This window comes from Curtobacterium sp. NPDC090223, assembly GCF_044746585.1.
GTDB lineage: Bacteria > Actinomycetota > Actinomycetes > Actinomycetales > Microbacteriaceae > Curtobacterium.
In genome coordinates this window covers 231,106-245,954 of the sequence record NZ_JBIVCN010000006.1, presented here as the reverse complement: position 1 = coordinate 245,954, position 14,849 = coordinate 231,106, and the positions used below count along the sequence as shown (strand labels likewise).

Here is a 14,849-nt window from a genome sequence, read left to right as displayed (position 1 = left end):
GATGACTCCTCGGGTCGGTGTCGGGACCGGACCAGCGTGGCGCGCACCGATCCAGACGTCGGCGGACCTACCCTGTGGGGCATGGCGGGATCCCAGTTCACTCTAGCGGCGTTGGCGACGACGGCCGTCCCCGGACTCGTCGTCACGGGCACGCGCACCCTCGGCTCGGTCGCGGCCGGTGACTACGAGTCGGCGGTCATCCGCGACTCCGACGGCATCGAGTCGGCGATCCGTCGTCCCCGCAACCAGCGGGCCGAAGCACGGCAGTCGGCCGACCTCCTCGCGATCCGGGCACTGAGCGCCGGGATCCGGTCGCGCCTGCCCTTCACCGTCCCGGAGTACCGCGGCCAGGCGCCGATCGGTTCGACCCGTGCCATCGTCACCGGGTTCGTCCCCGGCTCCCACCCGTCCCTCGGAGCGCTCGGCGAGCGTCCAGAGCTCGCGACCAGCGTCGGCCGTGCCGTCGCGGCGGTCCACCTGCTGCCGACGAGCTTCGTGACCGACGCCGGTCTGCCCTCCCTCACGCCGTTCGAGGTGCTCCGGTCCGCCGTGTCCGTGATGGACCGCGCCGTCGCGACCAAGCTCGTCCCCGCTGCGCTCCAGGAGCGCTGGGAGGGCGCTGCCCGCGACCAGCAGCTGTGGCAGTTCACGCCGACCGTCGTGCACGGCGCGCTCGGCCCCGACGTGCTGCTCGTGCAGGGCGACGATGTCACCGGTGTCCTGGGCTGGGGCGAGCTCCGGCTCGGCGACCCGGCGAAGGACCTCGCGTGGGTGCTCGCCGGACGCCGTGACGCCTTCGACACCGTCCTCAGCGCGTACGAGGCGAACGGCGGCGGACGCGATCGTCAGCTCGCCCAGCGCGCCCGGGTCTACCACGAGCTCGAGACGGCACAGTGGCTCCTGCACGGTGTGCAGGCGAAGAGCACCTCGGTCGTCGACGACGCCGTGGCGATGATGCACCGTCTCGTCGACGCCGTGCACGCGCCGTTCGCGGCACCGCTGCAGTCGGTGTCCCCGGAGACGATGGAGATCGGCGAGGTCGAGCAGCTGCTGTCGTCGACCGAACGTCGGCACGGCTGATTCGTCGTCCACCGAACGACGCCCCACCCCGCTGACCGGCGCGGTCAGCCGATCGCTGCCGTCAGCCGATCGCTGCCGTCCAGGCGCGCTCCAGCCCGGCGCGGTCGAGCAGTTCGGTCGGCCGGACCTCGAGGTCGTCGGCCACGAAGTAGAACACCGCGTCGACGTCCTCGATCGCGCGGCCGGTGAACTCCGCGTACGCGACCCGGTACAGCGCGAGCTGCAGCTGCCGGCGTTCCAGGTCGGTGGCCCCGGACGGCGCCTTGCCGGTCTTCCAGTCGACCACCTCGATCCGCCCGTCGATCTCGTACACCGCGTCGAGCCTGCAGACGACGCTGTGCCCGAGGAACGGGATGTGGATCTCGCGTTCGACCTCGACCGGGGTCAGGCCCGCCCACCGGGACCGGGCGAACGTCGCCTGGAACTCGCCGAGCCGTCGGGCGTCGTCGTCGCTCACCGCTGCGTCCGGCACGGCCGACTCGTCCGGGTCGACGTCGCGTTCGCCGTCCCACACGTCGAGCAGCTCCGGCGACCCGAGCGTCTCCAGCGCACCACCCGACCGCGCGCGGAGCTCGACCCACTGGTGGAACAGCGTGCCGAGCCGGGTCGCACGGTAGGGACGTTCGGGCATCGGCCGGCGCAGGCGCTCCGCGACGGCGTCCGGCTCGGTCAGGTAGTCCTTGAAGCCGGACGCGGGCACCCGGTGCGGGACCACCACGCGGTGCTTCGCGGACCGTGCGGCGCGGCGTTCGGCGAGCAGCAGGTCGATGTCGGCGGCGAACCGGCCGGCCGCGCCGGGGTTGGCGTTCCGGACCCGGTCGGCCGCGGCGGCGACGCGCGGGGCCCGGTCCCCGAACGGGACGTGCGGCCACTCCTGCGTCGCACCGGCGTCGCCGAGGGGGTTGTCCTCGTGGGCGGTGGTCTCTGGGACCAGGTCCGCCGACACCACGCCCGCCTCGACGAGGTCCGCGAGGTACCGGCTCGGCTGCATCGGCTTCACGCCACCGGCCCAGAACGACCCGCTCACCAGCAGTTCGTGGCGGGGCCGGGTCAGCGCGACGTAGGTCAGTCGTCGTTCCTCGTCTTCGTTGCGGGCCTTCACCTCGTCCTTGAAGGCGTCGATCGCGAGCGTGACGTCCTTCTGGGCGTCGTGGCCGCGCCAGTCGAGACGCGGGAGCTCGTCGGCGTCGCCGCGGAACTCGTACGGGAGGCGGCCGAAGCCGATCCAGCCCGACGAGCCCTCTTGCGGGCGGGCCGGCAGCGCTCCCTCGACCATCCGGGGCACGGCGACGGCGTCCCACTCGAGGCCCTTCGACCCGTGGATCGTCAGGATCTGCACGGTCCCGGCCTCGGGTTCCTCGGATCGTGGTCCCATGTCGTCGCGGCGCGCTGCGGCATCGATCCAGCCGAGGAAGGCGCCGAGGTCCGCGCGGTCGTCCGTCCCGACGAACCCGGCGAGCTCGTCGACGAAGGCGTCGAGGTACGCCCCGCTCCCCTGCTCGTGCGCGGCGACCTCGATGTCGAGGTGCATCTCCTGGATCACCAGGGTGACGAAGTCGACCAGGTCGCCCGCGGCCCGGGAACGGAGCGCGGCGAGTTGCTGGCCGAGCCGGCGCATCCGGTCGCGGCCGGCGGGGGTGATCCCCTGCAGGGCGCCGTGCTCGTCCGGCGCGACGGCGACGAAGTCCAGGGCGTCCACGACCGACCCGTGCTCGCCGACCGCCACCGATGCGCGGAAGGCGGCGGTGACGTCGTCGTCGAGGCGCTGCTGCGTGTGGTCGCGCTTGAACAGCCACTGCGCGAGGGCGTGCAGGGCGACGACGTCCGCCGCACCCACCCGCCACCGGGCACCGGCGAGCAGCCGGATCAGGTCGTTGCCGGCGGCCGGGTCGTGGAGCACCCGCAGGCAGGCCACGAGGTCGACGATCTCGGGTCGCTGCAGCAACCCGCCGGTCCCGAGCACGTGGTACGGCACACCGCGCTGACCGAGCGCCCCGGTGAACGCCGCCAGGTCCTTCCGGGCGCGCAGGAGCAGGGCCATCGACCCGCCGGGGTTCCGTCGGCGGTGGTCCTCGAACCAGGCGGCGACGGCAGCGGCTTCCTCCGGCAGGGTCTCGGTGAACACCGCGTGCACGACGCCGGCGTCCGCGCCCGGCCGCGGCGACAACCGCTCGACGTCGACCTCGGACGCCGCGGACAGGGGCGCGACCACGGCGTTGGCGCCGGCGAGCACGTCGACCGGGTTCCGCCAGCTCGTCGAGAGCGCGAAGGTGCGCGGCGCCTCGGTGGCGCCGCCGCCGGACGCAGCTCCGAAGTCCCGCGGGAACCGGGCGAGGTTCGCGGCACTCGCGCCACGGAACCCGTAGATCGACTGGTGCGGGTCCCCGACGGCCATCACCGGGTGGTCGTGGAAGAGCCGAGCGAGGAACCGGGTCTGCACGACCGAGGTGTCCTGGTACTCGTCGAGGAGCACGACCCTGAACCGCCCGCGGAGGTCGTCGACCACGCGGGGTGCGGCCTCGGCTGCGGCGAGCGCCAGCGCGATCTGGTCGGAGAACTCGACGAACCCACGGTCCACCTTCTGCCGGCGGAACTCCTCGACCAGGTCGGTCAGGGGTTCGAGCGCGCCGATCGCGGACACGGCGGCGGTGATCGCGGCGTACGGCTTCCCGCGGTTGCCCGGGAGCTCGAGCAGGCCGGAGAACTCGATCGCGAAGCGACGGAGCCGCTCCGGTTCGACGAGGTGCTCCGACGCGGCTCCGGCGAGCGCGACGACCGCCGCGGTGATGGTGTCCACGTTGCGGTCGAGCCCGGCGAGCCGGTCGTCCTGCGCGGCGACGACGACCCGACGCGCCAGCTGCCAGGCCGAGGGTTCGGTCAGCACCTGGGATTCGCCGTCGCGCCCGACCAGCAGCGCGTTCTCGCGGAAGACGCTGTTCGCGAAGGCGTTGTAGGTGGACACGGTCGGGGCCTCGAAGGCGTCGCCCGGGGTGATCAGCCCGGCGTCCTCGAGCGCGCGGATGCGGTCGTTGATGCGGATCGAGAGCTCACCGGCGGCCTTGCGGGTGAAGGTGAGGCCGAGGATCTCGTCCGGGCGGACGTGCCCGTTGGCCAGCAGCCACACGACCCGGGACGCCATCGTCTCGGTCTTCCCGCTGCCGGCTCCGGCGACGACGAGCGCCGGGGCGAGGGGCGACTCGATCACGGCGCGCTGCTGCTCGGTGGGACGCGGACGGCCGAGGGCGTCGGCGATCGCGTCGGCGCCGTGTCGGACGAGGACGTCGTCCTCGAGGAGTTCGTCGGTCACCAGGTCACCTCTCCGACGACGTGGATGCGGCACTCGACACCGGTCCGGGCCTTCTCGCAGTGGTCGTCCACGTTCGCGACGAAGGTGCGTCCGGCCATGCCGCGTGCCACCTCGTGCAGGCGTTCCCGGTAGGCCTCGCGCGCATCGGGATCGAACGCGTGCTGGGTCCGCTCCGAGTACGCGTGCCCGCCCTTCGGGTTCTGCACGAACACGAGCCGGGCATCGGTCATCGGCGACCCGGCCGGAACGCCCTCGACCGCGCCGTCCTCCACCGCGAGCTGGTAGGCGCCGAGCTGCGGGTGCTCCGGCATGTCGTTCTTCTCGCTCGGCATGCCCCGACCGGTCTTCAGGTCGACGACGCTGACACGGCCGTCCGGGTCGATCTCGATCCGGTCGATGCTGCCCCGCACGCGTGCCGGGCCGGTGACGAGCGCGAACGACGTCTCGGCGCCGAGCAGCTGTCGTCCGGCGCTGGCGAACGTGCGCAGGTAGTCGCTCAGTCCCTCGATCATCCGGCGGGTCCTGGCGCGTTCCCGGTCGCCGATCCACGGGGACTCGAACGTCAGCTCGCCCCATCGGGACTCCACCCGTTCCCAGAGCGACTCGACGTCGATCTCGGTCGCGTGCTCCATGGCCTCGTGCACGATCGTCCCGATGCCCATCGCCGGGCTCGGTGCCCCGCCGCCGAACGTCTGCACGAACCAGTGCACGGGGCACTCCTCGAAGGTGCCGATCCGCGACGGCGACACCCCGACGGTCGGCGGCACGAGCTCGCCGCTGACCGGGTCCTCGACGGCGTCCACCGTGAGGTCGACGAGCGGGTCCTCGGTCGTCGGTTCCGCGGTGCCGTACCAGTCGTCGGGGGACGCCCCGGGGAGCTCGGCCTCGGCGAGCCGCGCGAGTGCGGACGCGGCCTCGTGGTCACCCGTCGCGACCACCCGTCGTCGGAGCGAGCCCGCGAGCCCGCGGAGGGACAGCGGGTGCGCGGTGGGCTGGCGGTCCGGCGGCACGGGCACGAGCCGGACGAACGGCGACGGTGCCTCGTCGTCGTTGGCGATCGTGGCGATGACGACCTGGGTGGTGGCGCGGGACACCGCCCTGGCGAACAGCCGGAGCTCGTCGGCGATCACGGCGGCGCGGTCGTCCACCACCGCCTGGTCGGTGCCCTCGGCCGCACGGACGAGTCCGTCGGGGTCGAGGAGGCTGCCACGCACCCGGGTGTTCGGCCACACGCCGTCCTGCAGGCCGAGGACCACGACGACGTCGCACTCCAGACCGATCGTCGCGGACGGCGTCAGCACCCGGACACGCCCGGCCGTCCGGTCGGGGCCGATGCTGTCCTCGGGCAGGTCCGCTCCGAGCAGGTCGTCGACGAACACCCGCGCCGGGGCGTCCGGCGTGCGCTCGACGAACCGCTTCGCCGCCGTGAACAACCCGACCACGGCGTCGAGGTGTCGGTCGGCCTCTCCGGCGCCGACACCGCCGGCGAGAGACTGTCCGCCCCACACCCCGGCGAGACCGCTGCGCTCCCAGAGGCCCCAGAGGATCTCCTCGATGCTGGCACCGGCGTCGGCGTCGGTGCGGGCCTGGACGAGACTCCGTGCGAGCCGGGTGGCACGTCGGGCGAACGCGGCGTCGACGGTGGCGAGCCGCTCCGGTGCGCCGAGCGCGTCGACGAGCAGTTCGTCGGCCGTCCGGGTGCCGCCGCCGGCGAGTTCCTCGCGCCGCAGGGCGAGCCGGAGCCGCCGCATCGCGAGCGTGTCGAGTCCGCCGAGGGGACCGGTCGCGAACGCGGTCGCGAGGTCGGCGTCGAGCGGCAGCACCCCGAGCGAGACCGCCGCGGCGTCGATCAACGACCTTGCTGCGGAGTCGTCACGGGGCCGGGTCGGTGCGGCGCCGGCGGTGGCGGGGACCTCGGCGACGGAGAGCGCTCGGACGAGTTCCGGGATCGCCGCACCGCTGCGGGTCACGACCACCATCCGGTGCCACGGGACCCCGTCCATCAGGTGGTGCTCGCGCAGCCGACGAGCGACGGCGACCACGAGCGCGGACCGGCTGCCGCCCTCGAGGTGCAGCACGGAGTCCGGCCGACCGTCGGTGTCGCGGGCGACGGCGGTCCGCTGGCGTCCGGCGGCCGCGGCACCGACGCGCCCGGTGATCCCGCTGACCAGCGCCCGGATCGGCGCCGGGTGCCGGTGCACGGTCCCGAGCACGACGTCCTGCACCCGGGCGACGCCGAGCCGGGACGCGAGGCGGCCGAGGACGTCCGGTTCGGCACCGCGGAAGGCGGACGCGGCGATGTCCGGGTCGCCGAAGGCCACGACCTGGACGCCGGAACGGGCCAGGGCGCCGAGGAGTGCGATCTCCCCCTCGACGAGTTCCTGCGTGTCGTCCACGACCACGAGGCGCAGGGCGGCCACCGCGGGCGGGAGCTCCCCGCGGAGGACGGCGGCGGTGGCGAACGCCACGAGCTCGGCGGCGTCGAGGCTCGTCGTCCGGAAGGCCGTCAGCGCTCCCCGGTACTCGTCGACGAGGTCGCCGACCGCCCGCCACTCCGGCCGGCCTCTTTCATCCGCGAGTTCGCGCATGTCGTCCGGTTCGACGCCGGCGGCCACCGCGCGCATCATGACGTCGCGGAGCGCGGTCCGGAACCCGGCGCGTTCCCGGACGACTGCGGTGATCGGCTGCGGCCAGTCCGGCCCGGTGCCGTCGGTCTCGTGGCCGGCGAGCAGGTCGGCGAGGATGCGGTCCTGCTCGCCGCCGGTGAGGAGCGTCGGTGCGGGCTGGCCCTGCGCGGCGGCCGCGAAGGCGACGATCTGGAACGCCAGGGAGTTCACGGTCCGGGCGAGGGCACCCGGTGTGACCCGCTCGACGGTCGCGGCGAGGTGGTCGCGGAGCGCGGTCGCGGCGGTGCGCGAGGACGTCAGTGCGAGCACCGTCGCGTGGCCGTCCGGGGTGATCGCGTCGGGACGCCGGAGCCGAGCGGCGACCAGGCGGGCGAGCGTCGAGGTCTTGCCGGTGCCCGGTGCGCCGAACACGGCGGCGTGCACCCCGTCGGCCAGGTCGAGCACGGCCTGCTGTCCGGGATCCGCGACGAGCGCACGGGACACGTGCGTCGGCGCGGGTGCTGGCGTCAGCGTGGTCGTGGGCACCTGCGTACCGTACCGAGCGCGACCGACATCCCGGGCGACCGACGGGCCGTGCGCCCAAGGCGAACGGACGGTCTCGGCGGACACCGCTCGGATATGGTGGCCACGTGGACATCAAGATCGGCATCATCAACAGCCCGCGCGAGATCGCCTTCGAGACGAAGCAGACCGCGGAGGAGATCGAGAAGGCCGTCTCCGAGGCGCTCGGATCCCAGACGCACCTCGCGCTGCAGGACGAGAAGGGCCGCAAGTACGTGGTCGCCGCCGCAGCGCTGGCCTACGTCGAGTTCGGCTCCGAAGAGGCCCGCCGCATCGGCTTCGTCGCGTAACACCGGCGTGGAACTCCTCTTCGCTGTCCTCGGCGGCGTGATCTGTGGCGCCATCGCACACGTCCTGCTGCCCTGGCGCTCCACGCGCGGACAGCTCCTCGGTCCGACGGCCGGCGGCATCACCGCAGCCGTCCTCTGGGAGGTCCTGACCTGGGCCGGCTGGCAGTACGACGCCACCTGGATCTGGGTCGTCGCACTCGTCGGTGCCGGGGTCGTCGCGCTCCTGGCGGAGTGGCTGCTCGGCCGGCGTCGCACCGCGAACGACGCGGCCTTCTACGAGAGCGTCAAGAACCGCGGCGGCGCCGGAGCGGCACGCGGCGCCTGACCCATCGGGCCGACCGGCCCGCGTGGGACGAGCCGCTCAGGCCGTCACCCCGCTCAGGCCGTCAGGCCGAGTGCGTCCATCCGCCGGGTGTGCGTCGCGATCAGCTCGGTCCAGACCGGCTCGAGCCGTGACTGGTCCTGTCGTGCGTGGGACGCCAGCGCCGACCGGGCCACGAGCAGCGTGTCCCCGACGAGCCGCCGGCCCCACATCGCCAGGCGCGACGAGACCTGCGGCTCTTCCTCGATCCGGGCGCTGAGCTCCTCGACGACGGCCGTTTCCTCTCGTGCGTCGAACACGCCCTGCAGCCGCTGCTGCACGTCGTTCGGCAGCGACCGGAGCAGGTTCGCGAAGAGGTCGTTCAGGATGCCGGCGGTGACGTAGCCCGTCAGCATCGACTCGTACCAGTCGGCACCGCTCGTCCGCTCGAGGAACAGGTCGATGGCTTCCCGGTGCGGGGCCATCAGCTCGGCGGGGTCGGCCCCGGTCCGCTCGATCTCGGCGACGATCGACCGGTGCCGATCGAGCGCGGTCGTCGCGAGCACGCCCGTCACCAGCCGTCCGGAGAGGGTCGGCGCCGATGCCCCTGCGCGCCCCATCGTCTCGTACAGCGAGAGCTGCAGGTAGGCGGCCTGCCCGAGGTAGACGTCGAGCTCGGGGCTGACGTCGTCGAGCTGCAGACGCTCCACCTGGGCGGCGTTCTTCGGGTTCCGCGACGCGAGCCATGCTGCTGCGAGCTGCGCCGCGCGCTTCCGGTTCCACCACGACACCACGCCTCCAGCATAGGGGGAACGACCCGCCCGCTCCGCGCGCCGGTAGACTGGTTCGGACTCCCCGATAGGACAGGGTGACCTTTTTGACTTTCTCAGACCTCAACATCGAGCAGGACATCGTCGATGCGCTCGCCGGCAAGGGCATCATCGAGCCCTTCCCGATCCAGGAGCAGACGATCCCGCTCGCCCTCACCGGCCAGGACATCATCGGCCAGGCCAAGACGGGGACCGGCAAGACCTTCGGGTTCGGTCTCCCCCTCATCCAGCGCCTCGGCGCCGACCCCGCGCACGGCGTGAAGGCCCTCGTGGTCGTCCCGACCCGTGAACTCGCGGTGCAGGTGACCGAGGACCTCGAACTCGCGACCTCGAACCGCCCGACCACGATCGTCTCGATCTACGGCGGCAAGGCGTACGAGGGCCAGATCGAGCAGCTCAAGGCCGGCGCGCAGATCGTCGTCGGCACCCCTGGGCGCCTCATCGACCTGCAGCGGCAGCGACTGCTCGACCTCTCCCACGTGCAAGAGGTCGTCCTCGACGAGGCCGACCGCATGCTCGACCTCGGGTTCCTCTCGGACATCGAGCGGATCTTCCAGGCCGTGCCCGACGTGCGCCACACGATGCTGTTCTCGGCGACCATGCCGGCGCCGATCGTCGCGCTCGCCCGTCGCTTCATGACGCGTCCGGTGCACATCCGCGCCACGGACCCGGACGAGGGCCTCATGCAGGCCAACATCAAGCACCTCATCTACCGCGCGCACTCGCTCGACAAGGACGAGGTCATCGCCCGCATCCTGCAGGCCAACGGCCGCGGCAAGACGGTGATCTTCACGCGCACCAAGCGTGCGGCCGCCAAGCTGGTCGAAGAGCTGAAGGACCGCGGGTTCAACGCCGCAGCGGTGCACGGCGACCTCAACCAGGAGCAGCGCGAGCGCGCGATGGCGGCGTTCAAGGCCGGCAAGCGCGACGTGCTCATCGCCACCGACGTCGCGGCGCGCGGCATCGACGTGGACGACGTCACGCACGTGATCAACCACACCATCCCAGACGACCCGGACACGTACCTGCACCGCGCCGGTCGTACCGGCCGCGCGGGCAAGACGGGCATCGCGGTCACGTTCGTGGACTGGGACGACCTGCACAAGTGGACGCTCATCGACAAGGCCCTCGAGTTCGGCATCCCCGAGCCCGTCGAGACCTACTCGTCGTCGCCGCACCTCTTCGAGGAGCTCGACATCCCGAAGGGCACGAAGGGCCGTCTCCCCGGCTCCTCGTCGCACGCCGCCACGGCGGGTACGCCGGAGCGCAGCAGTGCGCGTCCGCCCCGACAGCCGCGTGCGGCGCGCGAGTCCGACGGTCCCGGCGAGTCCAGCGACTCGCGTCCGCGTCGTCGCACCCGCACCGGAGGCCCGGATCGCTCCGCAGCGCAGGCTGCGGACTCCGCGCCGAAGGCCGAGAGCACCGGTCCGGACAGCACGGACGGTGACGGCTCCGCCACCAAGCGCCGTCGCCGGCGCCGTCGTCGCGGGGCCGGCACCGGTGGCGAGGCGACCGCCTCGGCACCGCAGCCGGCGTCGGACGGCGAGTAACGCCTCCAGGACGAAGGGCCCGTCGCTGACGCGACGGGCCCTTCGTCGTCCCCACGACGTCTGCCCGGTCGCGGCGGTGACAGGTCAGGCGAGGCGCGAGCCCGGGCCGACGACCGGCGTGCTGCCGGTGGCCTGACCGAGGATCGCGTCGAAGGCGCCACGGGCCGTGCGGTGTTCGCCGAGCCGGTTCGGCTTGCCGGTGCCGTGGTAGTCGCTGGAGCCCGTGACGAACAGGCCGTAGCGGTCCGCCCACTCGAGCAGGGTGCGCTTGCCGTGGGCGAGGTTCTCGCGGTGGTCGACCTCGAGGCCGCCGAGCCCGGCGTCGACGAGTTCGCGCAGGGCCGGCTCGTCGATGACGATGCCCCGCGACGTCGCGGCCGGGTGCGCGATCACTGGCACGCCGCCGGCGCCCCGGATGAGCTCGACGCCCCGGAGCGGTGTCGGCGCCTCGTGCGGTTCGTAGTAGCCGGACGCCGGGTGCAGGATGCCCCGGAACGCGGCGCTGCGGTCGGACTCGAGGCCGCGGGCGACGAGCGCGTCGGCGATGTGCGGACGGCCGATCGTCGCGCCGGGGCTGGCCTGCGCGATGACGTCGTCCCAGGTGATCGGGTGGTCCTGCCCGATGCGCTCGACCATGCGGCGCGCTCGGGAGAGCCGGCCGTCGCGGATGCGGGTGGTCTCGGCGACGAGGGCGGGGTCGTCCGGGTCGACGAGGTACCCGAGGACGTGCACGCTCCGGTAGCCGACGCGGGTGCTCAGCTCGAGCCCGGGCACCAGGGTGAGGGGCAGCTCGCGTGCGGCGGCCGACGCCTCGGCCCAGCCCGACGTGGTGTCGTGGTCGGTCAGCGCGACGGCGTCGAGGCCGGCGGCGGCTGCGGCCCGGACGAGCGCGGCGGGCGGCTCGGTGCCGTCGGAGACACTCGAGTGCGCGTGCAGGTCGATGAACGGGTCGGGCACGGCCCAATGCTATCCACAGGTGAGCGGGTGCACAGGCCGGGGCGCTGGCGCGGTGCGATGATGGGGGCATGGCCGACACGACTCCCCGCGCGACGAGCAACCGCTCCACCACCCCCGGCTCCTCGACCTTCAAGGACTTCATCGGGTCCCAGTGGGCCGAGCGGGACCGTCCCGTCCCCGCTGCCCGCGAGCAAGCGACGTTCGCCGCCGCGCGTCGGGCCCGCATCTCCGAGCTCCACCCGGGCCGCACGATCGTGGTGCCGGCCGGGCAGGCGAAGGTCCGCTCGAACGACTGCGACTACCCGTTCCGCCCGCACTCGGCGTTCGCCCACCTCACGGGCTGGGGCACCGACACGGTCGTCGGCTCCGTCCTCGTGATGACCCCGAACGGCTCCGGGCACGACGCCACGCTCTACTTCCGCGCCACCGCCGGCCGCGACTCCGAGGAGTTCTACGCGAACCCCGAGATCGGCGAGTTCTGGGTCGGGCCGCGTCCCTCCCTGGCCGAGGTCGCAGCCGACCTCGGCATCGCGACGGCCGACCTCGGCGACTTCGCCGGTGTCGCCGACGCCCTCGACGACACCGTGCTCGTGGTCCGCGACGCCGATGTCGACCTCACCCGGGCGCTCGACGACCGGATCGGCTCACCCGTCGGCGGTCTGGCTGCGTCTGACGAAGTTCCCGCCTCCGACGACGTCCTGGCCCGCGACCTCTCCGAGCTCCGCCTCGTGAAGGACCCGTTCGAGGTCAACGAGCTGCGCAAGGCCGTCGACGCCACCAAGCACGGGTTCGACGACGTCATCGCCGACTTCGACGCGGTGCTCGCCCACCCCCGCGGGGAGCGCATCGTCGAGGGCACGTTCAACCGCCGTGCGCGCGCCGACGGCAACACCGTCGGGTACGACACCATCGCCGCGTCCGGGCACCACGCCTGCATCCTGCACTGGACCCGGAACGACGGCGCCGTGCAGCCCGGTGACCTGATCCTCATCGACGCCGGCGTCGAGGTCGACTCGTTCTACACGGCGGACATCACCCGCACCCTGCCGGTCAGCGGCACGTTCACCGACGTGCAGCGCCTCGTCTACGAGGCCGTCCTCGAAGCCGCCGACGCCGCCTTCGCGATCGTCAAGCCGGGCATCACCTTCCGCCAGGTGCACGCCACCGCGATGGAGGTCATCGCGCGGAAGACGGCCGAGTGGGGCTTCCTGCCGGTCTCCGCCGAGGAATCGCTGCAGCCGGACAACCAGTTCCACCGCCGCTACATGGTCCACGGCACGAGCCACCACCTGGGTCTCGACGTCCACGACTGCGCGAAGGCGCGGCGTGAGATGTACATCGACGGCGTCATCGAGCCGGGCATGGTGTTCACGATCGAGCCCGGCCTGTACTTCCAGCAGGACGACCTCACCGTCCCGGAGGACTTCCGCGGCATCGGTGTCCGCATCGAGGACGACATCCTCGTGACCGCGGACGGCGCCGAGAACCTGTCGATCGGCATCCCCCGGACCCCCTCGGAAGTGGAGGGGTGGATCGCCCGCACCGGGCGCTAGCCTGAGCGGGTGAGCACACCCGAGGCGACACCGCAGAGCACCTCTCCGCAGCAGATCGCGATCGACGTCGAGCACTTCGACTCCCCCGACGCCATGCGGCTGCGGGCTGCCCAGCGCATCGAGATCGACAGCACCTACGGTGGCGACACCGAGCCGGGTGCGAAGCCGACCGCGGAGTCGATCGCGGTGTTCTTCGTCGCACGTGATGCCGACGGCACGCCGCTCGGGTGCGGGGGCCTGCGCGTCGTCGATGACGGCGTGACCGAGATCAAGCGGATGTACGTGCGGCGGGAGTCCCGCGGTGCGGGTGTGGCGACCGGGATCCTCCGGCGTCTCGAAGAGGCCGCGCTCGACCTCGGGTCACCGGCGCTCGTGCTGGAGACCGGCACGGAGCAGAAGCGCGCCATCCGGTTCTACGAGCGCGAGGGGTTCACGCGCATCGCGAACTTCGGCCCGTACGTCGGCGCCCCGCTCTCCGCCTGCTACTCCAAGGTCTTGTAGCGCGGAGCGGCCGCGGCCCTCCCAGGTTCCAGAATTGCGGCATCTCGGCCGCCCGCACGCATCACTCGTCGCACCTCGACGATCGCGCACGGCAAGTCGTGTCACGTCGAGGGGACGACCGGCCGCGCCGCGCCCGCGCCCCGCGCGCCGCGCCCCGCGCGCCGCGCCGCGCCGCGCCGCGCCCCGCGCGCCGCGCCCCGCGCGCCGCGCCGCGCCCCGCGCGCCGCGCCGCGCCGCGCCCCGCGCCCCACGTGAGATCGCACTCCGTGTCGGCACCCGGCAGGGCACACGACACGAAGTGCGATCTCAGCGTGGCGTCAGCGCTTGTCGTCGGGGGACGACGGGGCGTCCGGGGACGACGGGGCGCCCGGGGGCGTCGCACCCGGGATCCGCTCGCCGTAGCGCGGTGGCTCGTCGGCCCGGGGTGCTGCGGGAGCGCCGGACGGCGCCGCCGGCTGCGGCTGCTGCGGCGGCGCGGCCGGCTGGCCGGCGTCGCCCGGCTGCGCGACCTCGCCGTACCGCGGACCGTCGTTCGTGCCGTACCGCGGCTGCGTACCCGTGGCCGGAGCGGCGGGACCGGACTGCGCCGGGCCTCCGGGCTGGTTGTGGGGTGTGGAGTGCCCGCCGTACGGCGATCCCTGCGGCGGCCCCGGACGCCACGGCTGCTGCGGCGGACCCTGGAACGGGGCGCCGGGTGCGCCAGGTGCACCGGACTGCTGCCCGGGGTTCCACGCGGCGTGCGGCGTCGCACCGGATTGCCCCAGGATCCGCTGCGCCTGCCCGACGAGCTGCGGGTCGACGATGATCTGGTAGTTCGTGGCGAGCACCTGGTGCACGCTCGTGAAGTCCCGCTGCCGCTTGGTGATGGCGAACGAGACGATGCCGTAGAGCATGCCGAACGCCGCACCGATGATCGCGGCGGCCAGGATGAGCCCACCGGCGGTCGGCGAGAACAGGGTCAGCACGATGCCGAAGAAGATGCCGAGCCACAGCCCGGACAGCGCACCGGCCAACGCCGCGCGGCCGTAGGTCATCTTGCCGGTGACACGCTCGACGGTCTTCAGGTCGTTGCCGACGATCGAGAGCTTGTTCACCGGGAAGTCGGACTCGGCGAGCTTCGCCACCACCGCCTGCGCTTCGGGGTAGCTGTCGAAGGTGCCGAGGACGTCTCCGCGGGGCAGCGTGGGGAAGACCTGCGCCGTGCGACCGCGGAAGGGGCTCTGAGTGCTCACACAGTCATCATCCACCGTCCCCCTTGCGATCGCACGAGAACCGCCAGGGAACAGACCGGG

Annotated in this window: 11 protein-coding genes; 6 read left to right on the top strand and 5 right to left on the bottom strand. The window is 73.1% G+C overall.

Features of this window, described 5'->3' with window-relative positions:
• Positions 1-81 precede the first annotated feature (81 nt).
• Positions 82-1,080 carry a phosphotransferase gene (locus ACIPJY_RS16150; protein ID WP_400465767.1) on the top strand — a complete coding sequence of 333 codons (999 nt, stop codon included), beginning with the start codon at positions 82-84 and terminating at the stop codon, positions 1,078-1,080.
• Positions 1,081-1,141: 61 nt separating this feature from the next.
• On the opposite strand, the gene ACIPJY_RS16145 is transcribed toward ACIPJY_RS16150, so the two are convergent.
• Positions 1,142-4,387: an ATP-dependent DNA helicase gene (locus ACIPJY_RS16145; protein WP_400465765.1), complete on the bottom strand. Its 3,246-nt coding sequence runs from the start codon at positions 4,385-4,387 to the stop codon at positions 1,142-1,144.
• Entirely contained in the window at positions 4,384-7,539 is a 3,156-nt protein-coding gene (locus ACIPJY_RS16140; RefSeq protein WP_400465762.1) for a PD-(D/E)XK nuclease family protein, read from the bottom strand. Before ACIPJY_RS16140 ends, ACIPJY_RS16145 begins: the two co-directional genes overlap by 4 nt.
• Positions 7,540-7,643: 104 nt before the next feature.
• Here ACIPJY_RS16140 and ACIPJY_RS16135 point away from each other — a divergent pair, with 104 nt between their 5' ends.
• Both ACIPJY_RS16135 and ACIPJY_RS16130 read left to right on the top strand, forming a co-directional pair.
• On the top strand, positions 7,644-7,865 hold the full coding sequence (locus ACIPJY_RS16135; protein WP_400465759.1) for a DUF3107 domain-containing protein: 222 nt from the start codon (positions 7,644-7,646) through the stop codon (positions 7,863-7,865).
• Positions 7,866-7,872: 7 nt separating this feature from the next.
• The gene (locus tag ACIPJY_RS16130) at positions 7,873-8,190 is read left to right on the top strand and encodes a hypothetical protein (protein ID WP_400465757.1); all 318 of its coding nucleotides are present in this window, start codon (positions 7,873-7,875) and stop codon (positions 8,188-8,190) included.
• 53 nt (positions 8,191-8,243) lie between these two features.
• Here ACIPJY_RS16130 and ACIPJY_RS16125 read toward each other — a convergent pair whose 3' ends face one another.
• The gene (locus ACIPJY_RS16125) at positions 8,244-8,960 is read right to left on the bottom strand and encodes a ferritin-like fold-containing protein (RefSeq protein WP_400465754.1); all 717 of its coding nucleotides are present in this window, start codon (positions 8,958-8,960) and stop codon (positions 8,244-8,246) included.
• 83 nt (positions 8,961-9,043) lie between these two features.
• Between ACIPJY_RS16125 and ACIPJY_RS16120 the strand changes: the two genes are divergently transcribed.
• Positions 9,044-10,546: a DEAD/DEAH box helicase gene (locus ACIPJY_RS16120; RefSeq protein WP_400465751.1), complete on the top strand. Its 1,503-nt coding sequence runs from the start codon at positions 9,044-9,046 to the stop codon at positions 10,544-10,546.
• An 84-nt stretch (positions 10,547-10,630) separates the two neighbouring features.
• On the opposite strand, the gene ACIPJY_RS16115 is transcribed toward ACIPJY_RS16120, so the two are convergent.
• Positions 10,631-11,503, bottom strand: a complete 873-nt coding sequence (locus ACIPJY_RS16115) for a PHP domain-containing protein (RefSeq protein ID WP_400465748.1) — start codon at positions 11,501-11,503, stop codon at positions 10,631-10,633.
• Between the two features lie 68 nt (positions 11,504-11,571).
• On the opposite strand from ACIPJY_RS16115, the gene ACIPJY_RS16110 reads away from it, so the two are divergent.
• Both ACIPJY_RS16110 and ACIPJY_RS16105 read left to right on the top strand, forming a co-directional pair.
• Positions 11,572-13,056, top strand: a complete 1,485-nt coding sequence (locus ACIPJY_RS16110; protein WP_400465746.1) for an aminopeptidase P family protein — start codon at positions 11,572-11,574, stop codon at positions 13,054-13,056.
• Positions 13,057-13,065: 9 nt separating this feature from the next.
• Positions 13,066-13,557: a GNAT family N-acetyltransferase gene (locus tag ACIPJY_RS16105; RefSeq protein ID WP_400465743.1), complete on the top strand. Its 492-nt coding sequence runs from the start codon at positions 13,066-13,068 to the stop codon at positions 13,555-13,557.
• Positions 13,558-13,874: 317 nt separating this feature from the next.
• On the opposite strand, the gene ACIPJY_RS16100 is transcribed toward ACIPJY_RS16105, so the two are convergent.
• Positions 13,875-14,789 (bottom strand): general stress protein, encoded by a 915-nt coding sequence (locus ACIPJY_RS16100; protein WP_400465742.1) that lies wholly within the window; start codon positions 14,787-14,789, stop codon positions 13,875-13,877.
• Between the last annotated feature and the right edge of the window lie 60 nt (positions 14,790-14,849).

Excerpts from the sequence above, each read along its gene's own strand:
- ACIPJY_RS16150 (WP_400465767.1), top strand. The coding sequence starts at position 82 with ATGGCGGGATCCCAGTTCACTCTAGCGGCGTTGGCGACGACGGCCGTC.
- ACIPJY_RS16110 (WP_400465746.1), top strand. The coding sequence starts at position 11,572 with ATGGCCGACACGACTCCCCGCGCGACGAGCAACCGCTCCACCACCCCC.